The organism is Pontibacter coccineus, from assembly GCF_030546575.1.
GTDB lineage: Bacteria > Bacteroidota > Bacteroidia > Cytophagales > Hymenobacteraceae > Pontibacter > Pontibacter coccineus.
Genome location: NZ_JAUOTN010000002.1, coordinates 74,431 through 90,139, shown reverse-complemented (window position 1 = coordinate 90,139; position 15,709 = coordinate 74,431). Strand labels below are relative to the sequence as shown.

At 51.4% G+C, this 15,709-nt stretch carries 15 protein-coding genes and 1 pseudogene; 7 read left to right on the top strand and 9 right to left on the bottom strand.

Features of this window, described 5'->3' with window-relative positions:
* Window positions 1-13: 13 nt before the first annotated feature.
* Together Q4E40_RS04245 and Q4E40_RS04240 are read right to left on the bottom strand one after the other, a co-directional pair.
* Window positions 14-1,075 (bottom strand): lysylphosphatidylglycerol synthase transmembrane domain-containing protein, encoded by a 1,062-nt coding sequence (locus tag Q4E40_RS04245; protein ID WP_303410262.1) that lies wholly within the window; start codon window positions 1,073-1,075, stop codon window positions 14-16.
* 118 nt (window positions 1,076-1,193) lie between these two features.
* Window positions 1,194-1,964 (bottom strand): segregation and condensation protein A, encoded by a 771-nt coding sequence (locus Q4E40_RS04240; RefSeq protein ID WP_303410261.1) that lies wholly within the window; start codon window positions 1,962-1,964, stop codon window positions 1,194-1,196.
* A gap of 387 nt (window positions 1,965-2,351) precedes the next feature.
* Between Q4E40_RS04240 and dxs the strand changes: the two genes are divergently transcribed.
* The gene (gene dxs, locus Q4E40_RS04235) at window positions 2,352-4,274 is read left to right on the top strand and encodes a 1-deoxy-D-xylulose-5-phosphate synthase (protein WP_303410260.1); all 1,923 of its coding nucleotides are present in this window, start codon (window positions 2,352-2,354) and stop codon (window positions 4,272-4,274) included.
* A gap of 899 nt (window positions 4,275-5,173) precedes the next feature.
* Entirely contained in the window at window positions 5,174-5,953 is a 780-nt protein-coding gene (locus Q4E40_RS04230) for an alpha/beta fold hydrolase (protein ID WP_303410259.1), read from the top strand.
* Between the two features lie 120 nt (window positions 5,954-6,073).
* On the opposite strand, the gene Q4E40_RS04225 is transcribed toward Q4E40_RS04230, so the two are convergent.
* Window positions 6,074-6,247, bottom strand: a complete 174-nt coding sequence (locus Q4E40_RS04225; protein WP_303410257.1) for a hypothetical protein — start codon at window positions 6,245-6,247, stop codon at window positions 6,074-6,076.
* A gap of 334 nt (window positions 6,248-6,581) precedes the next feature.
* On the opposite strand from Q4E40_RS04225, the pseudogene Q4E40_RS04220 reads away from it, so the two are divergent.
* A pseudogene (locus Q4E40_RS04220) lies at window positions 6,582-7,709 on the top strand (MFS transporter).
* Between the two features lie 126 nt (window positions 7,710-7,835).
* On the opposite strand, the gene Q4E40_RS04215 reads toward Q4E40_RS04220, so the two are convergent.
* Window positions 7,836-8,267: a lipocalin family protein gene (locus Q4E40_RS04215; protein ID WP_303410256.1), complete on the bottom strand. Its 432-nt coding sequence runs from the start codon at window positions 8,265-8,267 to the stop codon at window positions 7,836-7,838.
* A 210-nt stretch (window positions 8,268-8,477) separates the two neighbouring features.
* On the opposite strand from Q4E40_RS04215, the gene Q4E40_RS04210 reads away from it, so the two are divergent.
* On the top strand, window positions 8,478-8,783 hold the full coding sequence (locus Q4E40_RS04210; protein WP_303410255.1) for a LysM peptidoglycan-binding domain-containing protein: 306 nt from the start codon (window positions 8,478-8,480) through the stop codon (window positions 8,781-8,783).
* An 84-nt stretch (window positions 8,784-8,867) separates the two neighbouring features.
* Here the strand turns inward: Q4E40_RS04210 and Q4E40_RS04205 are convergent, their stop codons facing one another.
* Window positions 8,868-10,136 carry an energy transducer TonB gene (locus tag Q4E40_RS04205; RefSeq protein WP_303410254.1) on the bottom strand — a complete coding sequence of 423 codons (1,269 nt, stop codon included), beginning with the start codon at window positions 10,134-10,136 and terminating at the stop codon, window positions 8,868-8,870.
* Between the two features lie 99 nt (window positions 10,137-10,235).
* A complete protein-coding gene (locus tag Q4E40_RS04200) occupies window positions 10,236-10,655 on the bottom strand; it encodes a nucleoside-diphosphate kinase (RefSeq protein ID WP_303410253.1) in 420 nt (139 codons plus the stop codon).
* A gap of 259 nt (window positions 10,656-10,914) precedes the next feature.
* On the opposite strand from Q4E40_RS04200, the gene Q4E40_RS04195 reads away from it, so the two are divergent.
* Genes Q4E40_RS04195 through Q4E40_RS04185 form a run of 3 tightly spaced genes read left to right on the top strand, consistent with a single transcriptional unit; the run spans window position 10,915 to window position 13,495 of the window.
* The gene (locus Q4E40_RS04195) at window positions 10,915-11,931 is read left to right on the top strand and encodes a DHH family phosphoesterase (RefSeq protein WP_303410252.1); all 1,017 of its coding nucleotides are present in this window, start codon (window positions 10,915-10,917) and stop codon (window positions 11,929-11,931) included.
* Between the two features lie 30 nt (window positions 11,932-11,961).
* Window positions 11,962-12,924, top strand: a complete 963-nt coding sequence (locus Q4E40_RS04190) for an FKBP-type peptidyl-prolyl cis-trans isomerase (RefSeq protein WP_303410250.1) — start codon at window positions 11,962-11,964, stop codon at window positions 12,922-12,924.
* A 28-nt stretch (window positions 12,925-12,952) separates the two neighbouring features.
* Complete coding sequence (locus tag Q4E40_RS04185; RefSeq protein WP_303410249.1) at window positions 12,953-13,495, top strand: FKBP-type peptidyl-prolyl cis-trans isomerase; 543 nt, start codon at window positions 12,953-12,955, stop codon at window positions 13,493-13,495.
* Between the two features lie 56 nt (window positions 13,496-13,551).
* On the opposite strand, the gene recO is transcribed toward Q4E40_RS04185, so the two are convergent.
* From recO to Q4E40_RS04170, 3 genes are all read right to left on the bottom strand, one after another.
* On the bottom strand, window positions 13,552-14,262 hold the full coding sequence (recO, locus tag Q4E40_RS04180; RefSeq protein ID WP_303410247.1) for a DNA repair protein RecO: 711 nt from the start codon (window positions 14,260-14,262) through the stop codon (window positions 13,552-13,554).
* A 324-nt stretch (window positions 14,263-14,586) separates the two neighbouring features.
* On the bottom strand, window positions 14,587-15,180 hold the full coding sequence (locus Q4E40_RS04175) for a thymidine kinase (RefSeq protein ID WP_303410246.1): 594 nt from the start codon (window positions 15,178-15,180) through the stop codon (window positions 14,587-14,589).
* A gap of 191 nt (window positions 15,181-15,371) precedes the next feature.
* Window positions 15,372-15,695 (bottom strand): 2Fe-2S iron-sulfur cluster-binding protein, encoded by a 324-nt coding sequence (locus Q4E40_RS04170; protein ID WP_303410245.1) that lies wholly within the window; start codon window positions 15,693-15,695, stop codon window positions 15,372-15,374.
* Window positions 15,696-15,709: the final 14 nt, after the last annotated feature.

Below are 15,709 nucleotides of genomic sequence, written 5' to 3'. Positions count from 1 at the left end.
ACCTGATCCGGTTTTATACCTTTACTTCATCCTCCACTGAAGATCTGCCAAACACTTTCGCCACCCACCTCGGCAGGAAAATAGAACCCAGCACCAGGTATGGGTAGTAGGTAATCAGGCGATAAAGTACCACCACAATGTTGCTGAAGCTCCCCAAGAACAGACCAAAGAAGCTCGGGAAAGCCATTTCCACGATGCCGGCACCACCTGGTGTTATGGCCACCAGCATCACGATCCAGAAAATGAGGTTGCGCGAAACGATGAGCAAATGGTCGTCAAACGTGACATCGACAAAGGCGGCGATGAGGCAGTTGAGCAAAAAATAGCGGGCGCTCCACACGAAAATAGTCGAAATGATGGCCCGCGCCCAGTAGTTAAAATCCTTACCGCGCAGTTGCTGCGAGGCCCAAATAATCTCGTTACCGTGCTGGTGCGCGTTGATGCGCCACTTGCGCAGCAGTTTCCAGCCGGTCAGTTTCAGCAAAATCCACTTGAAGGCACGCGGACGCACAAACAGCGCGTAGATCATGATGAAGGTATAGACGGTTATCAGGGAGTAGCTGATGTAAAAGGCCATTTTGAGCGCCCCCACGTCAGAACCCGAAAGCCCGAAAGTAGGGAACACCTCCCCCTGGATGAAAAGCAACGCAAGGGGTGCCGCAATAATGAAGAACATGTTGTCGAGCACGGCCGTGACCATGACATAGGCCAGCGACTTGCCCAGCGGTATACCTTCTTTGTTGAGTAAAATGGTGGCGATAGTGGAACCTCCCACCACCGAGGGCGTAATGGCCGAAGCGAACTCCCAGAGCATGATCACGTCCAGGCTGCTGCGCCAGCTCAGAAACTTATCGGTCAGGTTGCGGATGCGGTACATGTAGCCAAAATCGCGGATCACGAGCACGAGCAGCGCCGCCGCCAGCCACCACCAGTTGGCCTCGGCTATACCTTTCAGATCACCGAGCTTGTCGTCTTTGATAAAGAGCCAGGCCGTGGCGCCCAAACCCAGCAGAACCGGGATCAGGATCTTGATCGGACTGAAACTCTGTAATATGGTTTTTTTATTTTGATCCATGTAGGCTATTCTAACCCAGTTCCTCGGCGCTTGCTCTTACATAGCTGACGTGCAAAACTACTTAACTATTCGGCAACTTGGGGAAACGGGTTGGCTTTTTAAGGATTTTCTGGAATTGCTACTCCAGGATGAGGTGTGTCACCTGGGCGGCCTGCCCCTCGGCTCTGGTAATAATAAAGTCGTTGAACCCGTCGCCCACCTCGATGCCGATCAGGTTAAGCTGCAGCATGTCGAGTATCGCCAGGAAGTTGAAGATCATGCCGATCTTGTCCGGAAAGGCCGAAATAATCTCCGAAAAGGTTATCTGCTCTTTCTCCTCCATCACCCGGATAATGTAGTCCCGCTGTTCCTCTATGGTATAAGGATAGGTGAGTACGGTATGCTTCGGGCGGCTCTGCTCCTCTTCAAAGCGGTGCATTACCTTGTCGAACACGCGCATGAGTTTGTAGAGGCTCAGGTCCTGCAGCTCATACTCGAAATGGTTGGCATTGGCGATCTGCTGCAGTTCCTCGTGCACATTGCCACGATTTTCCTGCGCCAGTCGCTGGTCTTCCATCTGCCCGAGGTCGCCGAGCACCGCCTTGTACTTCTTGTATTCCAGCAGGTGCTGCACCAGTTCCTGGCGGGGGTCTATCTCGTTACCTTCCTCGTCTTTTTCGGTGCGCGGCAGCAGCATTTTGGCTTTGATGCGCATGAGTGTGGCGGCTGTTAGGATAAAGTCGCTGGCCACCTCGATGTTGAGCTGCTCCATCTGCCTAATGTAGCCCATGAACTCGTTGGTGATCTGAAAAATCGGGATGTCGTGGATGTCCAGCTCGTCACGCTCGATAAAGAAGAGCAGCAGGTCAAACGGCCCCTCAAACAACGGTAATTTAATTTCGAAACTCACTTCTCTGGCCTTTGGTTAATGCGCTGATCGCAACTGATGTACAAAAATACTAATTTATTCGGATGAAATAGCAGCCCAATGGCCACGCTACAAAGGCCGTACCTCCACGATTTCCAAACAAATTAAGCTCACAACTGTATAAGTGTAACATTATCAAGGGGAGTGTTTGCTATTTAGTTCCGTAAAACGCCCTACCTACTGGCAATCAAACGCTTACCACTCGCACACCATACATCGCCGTCGGCTGCCCTGACAGGATAGAGAGGAGAAATAGCAGCTCGTATTCTGATTTTTGCTAACTTTACGTTTTGTCCGGCAGACTGTATTTTGCACAATGCAAACTTTTGCCTGAAAAATTTGTTGGAAGTCTATAATAAAGACATTTCTATGATCATCAAACCAGGAGATCTCCTTGCCTCCATTGACTCACCTGCCGACCTCCGCGCCCTTAAGCCAGAGCAGCTATTGCAGGTATGCCAGGAGCTAAGGCAATACATTATCGATGTGGTATCGATCCACGGCGGTCATTTTGGGGCCAGCCTCGGGGTAGTGGAACTGACGACGGCGCTGCACTACGTGTTCCAGACGCCTTACGATCAGCTGGTATGGGATGTGGGTCACCAGGCCTACGGACATAAGATTCTGACCGGCCGCCGCGATAACTTCCACACCAACCGCAAGTATGGCGGAATCTCCGGTTTTCCGAAGCGTAAAGAAAGCGAATACGATACCTTTGGCGTAGGCCACTCCAGCACCTCCATTTCGGCGGCGCTGGGTATGGCGGTTGCCTCGCAGTACAAAAACGAAGAAGACCGCCAGCACATTGCCGTGATCGGTGATGGCGCCCTGACGGGTGGTATGGCCTTCGAAGCCCTTAACCACGGCGGCGCTACCAACGCCAACCTGCTGGTAGTCCTCAACGATAACTGCATGAGCATCGACCCGAATGTGGGCGCGCTCAAAGAATACCTGACCGACATCACCACTTCCCGCACCTATAACAAGCTGCGCGACGAACTGTGGAACGTGCTCGGCAAGATCAGCAAATTCGGTCCGAACGCGCAGCACATCGCCTCCAAAGTAGAGAGCGGCATCAAAGCCACCCTTTCCAAGCAGAGCAATCTGTTCGAAGGCCTGAACTTCCGCTATTTCGGTCCTATTGACGGACACGATATCAACCACCTTGTGTCGGTGATGGAAGACCTCAAGCGTATACCGGGTCCGAAGATCCTGCACGTGCTCACTACCAAAGGCAAAGGCTTTGCCCTCGCCGAAAAAGACCAGACCAAATGGCACGCACCGGGTTTGTTCGACAAGATAACGGGCGAAATCTACAAGAAGCACTACGACACGCCACAGCCGCCAAAGTACCAGGATGTGTTTGGCCATACGATGGTGGAGCTTGCTGAAAAGAACGACAAGATCATGGGCGTAACGCCTGCCATGCCGTCGGGCTGCTCGCTTAACATCATGATGGAGGCCATGCCGGACCGTGCGTTCGACGTAGGTATAGCCGAGCAGCATGCGGTGACTTTCTCTGCCGGCCTGGCCACGCAGGGTCTGGTGCCGTTCTGCAACATTTACAGTACGTTTATGCAGCGCGGCTATGACCAGGTGGTGCACGATGTGTGCCTCCAGAACCTGCACGTGGTGTTCTGCCTTGACCGTGCCGGTTTCGCCGGAGCCGATGGCCCGACGCACCACGGTGCTTACGACATTGCCTACATGCGCTGCATCCCGAACATGGTGGTAGCTGCCCCAATGAACGAGCAGGAGCTGCGCAACATGATGTATACTGCTTCGCAGGAGGGCGCCGGTCCGTTCACGATCCGCTACCCACGTGGCGAGGGCGTGATGCCGAACTGGCGTACGCCACTGGAGCTTCAGCAGGTAGGCAAAGGCCGCACCATTCAGGAGGGCGAAGAAGTTGCGATCCTGACATTCGGCCATATCGGCAACTATGCCGTGGAGGTGTGTCAGAAGCTAGGCTACGACGGCATTAACCCGGGCCACTACGACATGCGTTATTGCAAGCCACTCGACGAGGAATTGCTGCACCACATCTTCCAGAAATATAGCAAAGTGATCACCGTGGAAGACGGCTGCCTGCAGGGCGGTTTCGGAAGCGCGGTGCTGGAGTTTATGGTCGACAACGGCTATACCTCTCAGGTGAAGCGCCTCGGCATGCCGGATCAGGTGTTCGAGCACGGTTCGCAACTGGAACTCCACCGCGATGCGGGCTTCGACTCGACTGCCATTGAGAACACTGTGAGAGAGATGATCGGTGTGACGGTGAAGGCTACGGTTTAAGACGAAGTTTCTGACTTACTACATAAAGGGAAACCCCGTAATTCATTATGAGTTGCGGGGTTTTCCCTTTATGGCACGAGCGTCCGCGCTCGTGACGGCTATGGTGGGGCCTCCGGCCCAGTGTAGGTATAGCTTCAGTCTGTCTATACCTATACTTAGCATAGTACTTTACCATACCTTATCATATCGCAAGTTTAGCGCTAGCGCAACTTGTGGTTAGACATCATGGCCAATTTGCAACTGGCGTAGCGGCGGCTGTTACAGGTATAGCAATAGCCTTTTGTAGGTATAGCAACTTGCTTAGTTTCATTGCTTCGCCTGTGCGGCGGGCACTCACTTTTTGTCTTGACACAAATCGAGGGCCCCTACCCCCACTCGCTGAATGCTCGAACAGTGGAGCGCCGTAATGTGCACTTGGCCTAAGCCATATCTGGCGTAGTTAAATTTGTAGAAATGAACTGTTATACCTATCCGCATCTGTCATTTCGACCATCGGGAGAAATCTGAAGTATTAAGCATGTAGTAAATCCCAGATTTCTCACTAGTGTTCGAAATGACATCTGAATATAATACCCGGCTACAGCGCTTATACCTGTTAAATGGCTGTAACAGATTCCCCGCTTTAGGCGCGGAGGGGTTAGGGGTGGTTGGACCCGGTATAGTAGAAAATCAACTGTAGTGCTTATACCTAGGAGCGTCAATGACAGAATTCCCCTCTTGAGAGGGGCAGGGGTGTGTTAAAATCAGTAGGCTATTCAAAGGCTAATTTTGCAGGGCCTATACCATGCCCGAAGCTCACCTCCTTGATTAGAGGGCGCGGGTAGGCCAATCATACACGAAACCCTGCTTCAGAATTTAAGTTATCTTTACAAACTAACACTTCGACATACCTACAAACTATGACACAACGCACCACCTATACCTCCGCCGGCTCTGGCGATACAATCGTATTCCTGCACGGCTTCTGCGAGAGCAAGGAAGTCTGGACGGAGTTTGCTAAACCATTGCAGCAGAAATTCCAGACCGTGGCGCTGGATCTGCCCGGCTTCGGCGAAAACACTTCAGGTATAGCCGACTACAGCATGGAAGGAATGGCCGACTATGTGATGGAAAAGCTAGGGGAACTTGGCATAAAGAAATGTATCCTGGTCGGCCACTCGATGGGAGGCTACGTGGGTATGGCCTTCGCTGAAAAGTACGCCAGCATGCTCAACGGCCTCTGTCTGTTCCACTCCTCTGCTCTCCCCGACACTGACGAGAAGAAAGACAACCGCAACAAGACCATCGAATTTGTAGAGAAGCACGGCGTGGAGAAATTTATGCAGTCCTTTATAGAGCCGCTCTTTTACAGCGAAAACCGCGACAGGCTGCAGAAGGAAATCGCGTTGATGCAAGAGATCGGCACCAACACTCCCAAGGAGAGCGTAATAGGTGGCCTGGCCGCCATGCGCGACCGAAAAGACAGAACGGACGTGCTGGCAGCAGTAAAATTCCCGGTGCTGTTTATCTTCGGAAAAGAAGACGGCGCCGTGCCACTCGACAAAGCCCTGGAGCAATGCCACCTGCCCGATAACAGCATGGTCTATTTTCTTGGGCAAACCGGCCACATGGGCATGTTCGAACGCACCTACGAAACCCGCAAAACGCTGGAAAAATTCGCGGAGACGATTTACGGGTGAGGTAGTGGATTGAGTGAATGAGCGAATTATTGAATTGTCGATGGTTAAATTGCTGGTTGTTTGGTGCACGATTGAACCACCCCTTCCCCTCTGAGGAGGGGATTTCAGTGCATGACTTGGTTAGGTGCGTTGGTTGGGGACTTGGACAGGTATACCATTGCGTGATTCAGTCAGGTATACGGGTGCATGGTTGCCGGTGCACGATCCGGACAGGTCGCGACCTGTCTCTACAGACGATCTTGGCGCTCTTTCGGACATCCATGTCCGAAAGCCATCTGTTGGGGATGTCCACATCCCCGTATGCTGGTCTTGTTTTCAGGTAAAGGTGCAAAGCTCTTCGGGATTGATAAATCCCGAAGCAAACGGTCGGGGATTTCCTAATCCCCGTGCGCCGTACTTGTTTTGCAGGTATAGGTTACTAGAATGCCCCCGTCAGAAATACTTCCGGACATAAATATCCGGAAGAGCCGGTGTAAAGCCGCTACACGTGAACGAGGCTACAGTGCAACGTCGCTACATTACAAATTACAACTTTCTAATTTTCTAACTTCACCAATTCCTCAACTCTAAAACTCTCCCCTTGCTTCACCAGACCCTAGCCCCACCCGCACGCATTTTGCCTACGCTTGTGTTTTCGCAGTTTGCGGGCACTTCGCTTTGGTTTGCCGGCAATGCGGTGCTGCCTGATTTGCAGGCTTCGTTGCAGTTGCAGGAAGGGGCTCTGGCTTTGCTCACCTCGGCGGTACAGTTGGGCTTTATAGCGGGCACGTTGGTATTCGCTTTTCTGTCGCTGGCCGATCGGGTGTCGCCGCGCCTGCTGTTTTTGCTTTGCGCTTTGCTGGGTGCTGCGGCCAATGCCTCTCTGGTGTTTGCCGCCAAAGACCTTTATGCAGTACTGCTGTTACGGGCACTGACGGGTTTTCTACTGGCAGGCATTTACCCGGTAGGTATGAAAATAGCGGCCAGCTGGTATAGCACGTGACTTGGCAAGGCCATCGGGTATTTAGTAGGGGCATTGGTGCTGGGCACCGCGTTTCCGCACCTGATCCGGGCTCTGGGTGCTACATTGCCCTGGCAGCAGGTCATGGTGGCGGTCAGTGTGCTGGCGGCAACTGGTGGAATACTTTTATACCTGCTCGTGCCCGACGGGCCATACCTCAGGAAGGGAGCCACCTTTAGGATCGGCAATATGCTGCAGGCTTTTCGTGATCGTGGTTTCAGATCGGCAGCTTTCGGTTACTTTGGCCACATGTGGGAGCTCTATACCTTGTGGGCTTTCACCCCACTTATCCTCACCTTGGCATTACCCCAACTTTCTCCCGGTGAAGTGTCAGGTTACAGCTTTGCTGTGATCGCGGCCGGTGCGGTGGGCTGTGTAGGTGGCGGCTATTTATCGCAGGTATGGGGGAGCGCCCGGGTGGCTTTTGTGCAGCTGCTGCTTTCGGGTTTGTGCTGCCTGCTTTCGCTGCTCGTGTTTCAGGTGGACGCACCTCAACTGATTATACCTTTCCTGCTCTTCTGGGGCATCGTAGTGGCCGGAGATTCTCCGCAGTTTTCAGCCCTGACAGCCCAAACCGCCCCTCCGCAACTGGTCGGCACCGCGCTTACCATTGTGGTAGCCATCGGCTTTGCCATTACGGTGGTCAGTATCCAGCTCACAGGCCTTTTGCTCACCCAGTTACCGCTACATTATACGCTCGCGCTACTGGCTATCGGCCCGGTGCTTGGCTTGCTGGGGCTACGCCGCCTGGTATAGTGTGCGCCCGCGTCCTTTCCGGCTATACCTGCCTCGGAGGCTCTACTTATACCTGCCCGGCCAATAAAAAAGCCGACCCAATTTTGGACCGGCTTTTCTGCTCAAAATATACTTCAAATCTATACCTTATTCGGCTTTCATCTCCATCTTGGAGCCATCACCCGCCACAAGGTCCATCTCTTTGTCCGTCAGTTTCTCTACTGTAAAGTTCTGTGATTCGTTAGCCCCCTCAAACGTGAGCGATAAGCGTCTGCCTGCTTGGTCGTAGGTCCAGGTGCCGGTTTGGAGCGAGCCACCGCCGCCCATCGCAAAACGGCCGTCCGAGTAGAACTGCATCGTCTCGTCTTTTTCGTCTGAGGTCAGCTTATCTTTGTCGCCGGAGGCTGTCATTTCTTTGGCGGCTTTCCAGGTCTTGCTGCTACCACCTGAAATCATGTTGGCGTTGCCGGCGTTGTCCTTGTCACTGCCGCAGCTCGTCATAAAAGCCATCAGTACGAAGGCCATTACAAAAGTAAAGTAGGCTTTCACCTGTTTCAGATTCCTGTTCATTTTATTCATAGTTTATTGGTTATACTTTCCTGCGCCAACTTACCTAAGGCGGCGTGCATAGAGTACGGTTAAAACTTTTTTAAAGTTGATGAAAGCTCTACAATCTGGCAGGTAAACAACGTGCCACAACTATGCGCACTATTTGGCGTATTTATTTAAGCAACTGTGTTTTGCAGCTGCATCCAAAAATTATTAACCGACATCAAAAGACTTTGAAATATGGGATTGCGTGATTTTTTCAAGAAAGGGGAAAAGGAACCCGTTAAGGCTCCCAACCCAACCAACCGTCAGCCAGGCGACAGCACTTTTTTTAACCAGCAGTCGCCTCAGCAACCTGGGGCACAGCCAGCAACAGGCCAGGACACCTATACTGTGAAGAGCGGGGATTCGCTCTCTAAAATCGCCAAGCACTACTATGGCGATGCCAACGCGTGGAAAAAGATTTACGAGGCAAACAAGGCTACCATCGGCAGCAATCCTGACCTGATAAAACCAGGCCAGCAGTTTGTTATTCCGAAGCAGTAGATTTATTTAAAAATAAAAACAGAAAGAGCCGGCTAGTGATAGTCGGCTCTTTCTGTTTTAACTAATAAATAGATAGCATTAGGTTTACCACCTGTGCATGTTAAAGGAACGCTCCGGCGAGTAAGTGAACGGAGGTTGTATATACTGTGTACGGACGGCAAATCTCATTGGAAGGAGCATTTCAGAAGCTACTGGTTTTCCTAGCTTCGTAGCCGGATTCCAGGCTGGCATGCTATTTACAAACCGAAGCCCCGCTTCATCTACCTTAGGATGTACGCTTTTCTTAACCTCGGCATCTTTTACCTGCCCATCCTCCATCACAGTAAAACTTATTACTAGTAAGCCTTCTATTTTATTATTCCCTAAATAACTAGGAGATGGCCCCTTGAAGTTTTTCCTTGTGTATTCAAACAAGTCGCCTCTGAAACTAGCTTCTCTAACTAGTACCCCATATTGCAATGTGTCGGCTTCGCCATTGCTTTTACGCTGTAAAACCTGGAAATAATAATCGGCAGGCGTTACATCCGACTTCGGCAGATCCACTCTCGTAATTTGGCATCCCAACAAATCCGCGGCTATCGGATATCTGGCCGGGTAATATTTGGGATCAGCCCGCCAATGCTCCATATATAAAAGATAGTCTGGCAAACTTATTAACTGCATCAGATCAACTTTACTGACAGCCGGCACCCCATTTGCATAGACTGTGCCACTCAGAAGTTTGCCTTTGCTGTCGTAAATCTGCTCAAGCTCCATTTTTCCGTCAGTATCTGTAAGTCTCCACCACCCTGTCTTATAGCCGTCAACGAACTGCCCTTCCAGTACGGAGGTGCCTTTCCCTTTTGTCAACGGAAAAGGTGCTTTATACTCCCCTTGCCCATCTTTTATGAGTTGGTTTCCGGTGTCGCTCCAAAGGTTATCCACCCGCATCTCTTCTCCATCCAGCGTTACATCTGCCAAAGGTGTGCCCGAAGCACTCCAAAACTTCCAGTTCCCGGTCGGAACATCTTCGGAAAAATTGCCCTCACAATCCACCTGACCATTAGGATGGTAGAAAACCCACTTACCCCACTTCTTGCCCTGCGCATTGTAATAGCCTTTTGCCATAATAGTGTTATCTGCATAGTAATCGGTAACGACATGCTGAAACAAGGGAGCACCCAAGTGTTGTATTTCTTTAACATCAGCAGAGAAGTAGGTCAACCGCTTCGCCACTGCGTCCTCCGGTGAGGTAATTTGCCAATCGGCATTGTAATGAATGATCACTGCTTTGTACTCAGGCGCTTCGTCCTGTTGAGCGAAAGCCGGTGCCGTTAAGAATAGAAGTAAAACAGCGAGTAAAGTTTGTTTCATAAAAAGGGTTGGATAACTGGCTCAAACTTAATCAAAAAAGCCCGCCGAACCATCAGGTCCTGCGGGCTTTTGAGAAATCAATAAGTACTCTTTAATAGCTTAGAAACGCTCGTCAGCAGCGAAGTAGAAGTCGCCTTCGATCTTTGCGTTTTCGTCAGAGTCAGAGCCGTGTACGGCGTTAGCCTCTATAGACTTCGCGTATACCTTACGGATAGTACCTTCCTCAGCCTGAGCCGGGTTGGTAGCGCCGATCAGCTTGCGGAAATCCTCTACTGCGTTGTCTTTCTCAAGGATCATGGCTACGATCGGGCCAGATGACATGTACTTCACCAGGTCACCGTAGAAAGGACGCTCCTTGTGCACTTCGTAAAACTTACCGGCACGCTCCTCAGACAGTCTTGTCTTCTTCATCGCCACGATGCGGAATCCGCCTTCTTCGATCATTTTAGTAATGCCACCGATGTTGTTATCTGCAACCGCATCCGGCTTAATCATGGTAAATGTGATGTTTCCAGCCATGTCTATTCTGTTAATGTGTGTATGTTTCGTTTTGAAGGTGCAAAATTAGCGCATTTAGCTCAATTATAGCAGCACTTGGCCCATACTTTATGCAAATATTTATGCCGAAGGGCGCCCGGCTATACCTGCAGCCATGCCTCATGCTTGCACTCAGAACGGCCTGTAGCGTCTTAAAACGCTATTTTATTGCATTAGAAGTTATTTCTTCAGAAATTCGCGCCTTATATCCCTATTAATCAGCGGATTTATAACAAGCTTTATGCATGACATTAATGCTCTCAAAGAGCTCCTGAGAGAACCTAAAGAGGTGATGATCACCACACATCACAAACCAGACGCCGATGCGTTGGGTTCATCACTGGGTCTGGCCGGCTATCTCAAAAAGCTCGGCCACCGGGTTACGGTGATCACACCTTCCGACTACCCGAGCTTTCTTACCTGGATGGAGGGCAACGATGATGTACTCGTGTACTCAGAGAAGAACGACGCCCTGGTGCAGCGCATCATCACAGAGTCGCAGGTGATCTTCTGCCTCGACTTCTCTAACCTGTCGCGCATCCACGAAATGGGCGAATATATCCGCAACGCCAAAGGCACGAAAGTGCTTGTAGACCACCATCTGCAGCCGGAGGATTTTGCTGACCTGGATTTCTCCAACCCGCAGGCCGCCGCTACAGCCGAGCTGGTTTACGACCTGATCAAGGCGCTGGGCGATGGCGACAAGATTGACACAGGTATAGGCGAGTGTCTTTATGCCGGCATCATGACCGACACGGGCTCTTTCCGCCACCCGAGCACTTCCAAAAACGTGCACCTGATCATTGCTGACCTGCTGCACATTGGGGTGAACACCTCCAACATCCACCGCCTGATCTACGACAGCTCCACGGAACTGCGTTTGCGCTTTCTGGGTTATGCTCTCAAGGACAAACTGGTCGTGCGGCCCGAGTACAGAACCGCTTATATCTCCATTACGGCTGAGGAGCTGAAAGCTTATGATTCCAAAACCGGCGACACGGAAGGTCTGGTGAACTTTGCGCTTTCTATCGAGGGCATTGTTTTTGCAGCCGTGATCATTGACCGTGTGCAGGCCGTCAAAATGTCTTTCCGCTCCGTCGGCAATTTCTCAGTAAACGAGTTTGCCCGCGCCAACTTCAACGGCGGCGGACACAAAAATGCAGCCGGCGGCATGTCGCTCGACAACCTCGAGAACACCGTGGCCAAGTTTGAAAGCCTGCTGCCACAGTACAATGAGCAGCTGCAGGCTTCCTGTTAAGTAACAAACACTTTATCCAACCTATAACCGATGCTATTTAAATCAAAGTACTTACTGCCGGTGCTAGCCGGCGCCATGTTGCTGCAGTCTTGTGGCGACAAAAACAAAAGCGACGAATTTCGCACGACGGCTGACGGCCTGGCTTATAAGATATATGAGCAGAAAGACGGGGAGTATGTGAACCGTGGCGAGATTGCTGCCAACGACACCACCGGCGCCCGTCTGGGCCAGGTGATCACCATGCACATGTCGTACCGCACAGCCAACGACTCCGTGCTGTTCGACTCACGAAAGCAGGGCCAGCCGGTAATGCTTCCGGTAATGGAGCCAACCTTCAAAGGCAGCCTCGAAAACGCCCTGACCATGATGCGCGCTGGTGACAGCGGTGTGTTCAAGATCAGTGTAGACTCGCTTTTCGCCAACACCTTTAACCAGCCAATGCCTCCGTTTGTGAAGCCGGGCACTCATTTTACTTTCTACCTGAAAGCTGACAAAATACAGTCTGAGCAGGAAGCGGTAGCGGATCAGCAGAAGATGTTCGAAGAGCAGATGCAGGCCCAGCAGGAGCGCGCCAAAGAGCAGATCAAAATCGACGACGCTAAAATTCAGGAGTACATCAAAGAAAAAGGCCTGAAGAACGTGCAGAAAACCGACGCGGGTGTGTACTACGTGGTAACAGAAGCTGGCAAAGGCCCGAAAGCCAAAGCCGGCGACAACGTATCGGTACATTACAAGCTTTCTTTCCTGGATGGCAAGGAGCTGGAGTCTTCGTACGACAACCCTATGAGTGGCGGTCAGCCGTTCACTTTCCCGCTTGGCCAGGGCCAGGTGATACCAGGTTGGGATGACGGCATCGCGCAGCTGAACAAAGGTAGCAAAGCGATCCTGCTTATACCTTCTCCACTGGCTTACGGAGAGCAGGCACGTGGCGAGCAAATGCCAGCCAACTCGATCCTGCGTTTCGATGTGGAGCTTGTTGACATCAAAAACTAGTTACTGAGTACCTTTTAAACCCATTACCATGACCCTGACACATCAAAAGCAGAAACTGAGTACCCTGCTCGTAAAGGCTCTTTTCTTGTTTGTTACGCTGGTCTCTTTTGCATCTTGCAAGGAAGAGAACAAAAATCCTTACTATATAACGCCTGAGCAGGTCGAGGCTCAGAAAAAGTTGGATGAGCAGACGATCAGAAAGTATTTCAGGGCAAATGCTGTTGACACGACCAAGGTGGTACGACTGAACAGTGGCATTTACATCCTGACCAAGAAAGCAGGTGAAGGCGATGTGATCAAGGCCGGGCAGTACGCAGAGGTAAATTACATCGGTCGCAACGTGAGCAACGACGTGTTTGACAGTTCTTTCAGAACAGGCAAGCCTTTCTCGGTACTTGTTGGTGCGGGTCAGGTGATCAAGGGCTGGGACGAAGGACTGCAGCAAATGCGCAAGGGCGAAGAAGCGAACCTGTACATTCCCTCCCACCTGGGATACGGTATGTACGGTAGCGGCAACATTCCACCAAACTCTGTGCTGATCTTCGAAATAGACGTGCTGAATGTACGCTAGCAGCTAATTTTACTTAAACAGAAAAGGCGATGCAGATGCATCGCCTTTTCTGTTTATCAGCTGAGCACTTCCGACAGGATGGCCAGCGATTTGATATCGCCCAGCCGCTCTACGTGGAGCTGGTAATAGCGGATCAGGATAGAGAGCATTTCGCGGCGCACCTTGCCGTTCGGTATAGCCGCCTGCGCAGGCGTGCGCAACAGCTGGTCGAAGAGCTGCTCGTAGGCCTGCAGTGCCAGCACCGGCGGGGCATCGGTAAGCGACTGTGCATTGGGCGAGAAGGCCACCTGTTCTACAATTTCCGTTCCGCTGCTCGGGCCGAAGCCCAGGTGGTGGCTCAGGTGCAGCAGAAAGATCAGGTGAAAGTTCTCGAAGTGATCCTGCAACTCGTCAAACTCAATGATGGCGTTGAACAGGAAGTGAAATAATGTCGGGTTTTCCTCCTCCTCTTTAATAGTGCGCGACACCATCTCGGACAGAAACAGCAAAATACTGCTCTTGCGGATGTCGAAAGGGATGGTAGCGTAAGGGTAGGCGCTCTTGTACTCTGAAATGCGGGTGATGCCACCCCTTTGCGAGGTATAGACCACCATATCGAGCAGCGTGAAAGGCTGGAACAGGGCAATGCGGGAACCCGGGCCTTTTTTGCGCACGCTGTTCACGATGTACGACTGCACGCCCAGTTGCTCGGTGTATACCTTGGCGATGATCGAAGACTCGCGAAACTTGATGTAGTTGAGTACGATGCCTCTTGTCTTGACTAACATTTACTCCAGTACGGCTATTTTGGTGATACAGGTTTGGCGAGCTCCGCGGCCAGCGGCAAAGACCAGGTATACCTACTCGGCATTGGCTCTTTATTCCTGACAGTGGAGCATTTTCTTACTCCATAACTTCCCCCTTAGGGGATTATAAGGGTGTAAATTTGGTGTGCAAAAACTAGTTGTGACCAAATTTAGAATAGCTCACAGATGTAAATACCCCTCCGAGAGCTACGATCGCAAATTTCGAACCCGCGTTCTCACTTGGCCTCAAGGTAAGAATTCACCGAAATAAAACCATTCTACTTATGCGCAGGTATAGCTCAAGATTTACTTCTTCTGTTTGATGCCTTCCTGGAAGCAATGACGGCAGCGGGCCTCGTAGGATTCTGTTTCGCCCAGCAGCACCTGCTGCTCAGACGGGGAATTCCTGAAAGAGTAAGTCGCGATATCGCCGCACTGCACGCAAATGGCATGCACCTTGGTCACATACTCGGCGACGGCCATCAGTGCCGGCATCGGACCGAAAGGCTTGCCCAGGTAATCCATGTCCAGGCCGGCGGCGATTACGCGCACACCACTGTTGGCTAGCTTCACACATACCTCGGCCAGGCCGTCGTCAAAGAACTGCGCTTCGTCTATACCTACCACATCGCAACTGCCGCCCAGCAACAGCATGTCCTGCGCAAAGTCAATCGGCGTGGAGCGTATGGCATTGGCGTTGTGCGACACCACGTCCTCCTCGTGATAGCGCTTGTCGATGGTCGGCTTGAAGATCTCCACCTTCTGCTTGGCGATCTTGGCCCTGTTCAGCCGCCGGATCAGCTCTTCAGTCTTCCCCGAGAACATCGATCCGCAGATCACCTCTATCCACCCTCTTCTGATTGCGTGGTTATCATTCCCAACGCGCGGTTCTATAAACATGTATTACGCTGTAATTGCTGATTGGCTAAATGGCTGAATTGCTAAATGGTTAAATTGTTGATGGTTGATAGGTTGATGCACGATTGGACAGGTCGCTACCTGTCCCTACACCTACCTGTTCACGACGTTACATCGTAACGTCGCTATAATTTAACTTTCTAAATTTCTAACTTTCTAACTCCTCAAACTCTCTAACTGCTATACTTCATATGCGGGAGCATGGTCTGCCGGGGCACGCGGCCCTGAGCGTCTCCGCTTACTAATGTACATTGGCAGGTTAGTCTTTCGTTAGACTGTAGGCGGCCTTTACTACGGTAGCGTTCTTCGCTCTCGGTAAGCGGGCCAAAGTACTCCAAACCCTCCCGCACCACAATGCGGCAGGTGGTGCAGCGGCCTTTTGCTCCACAGGCGTGCATCCAATCAATGTCGGCGGCTTGCAGGGCCTGCAGCAACGTTTGACCGGGTGCCACTTCCACCTGCCGATCGAACAGGTTTTGCACCGTTAAATTTGGCATATTATTTATTAACT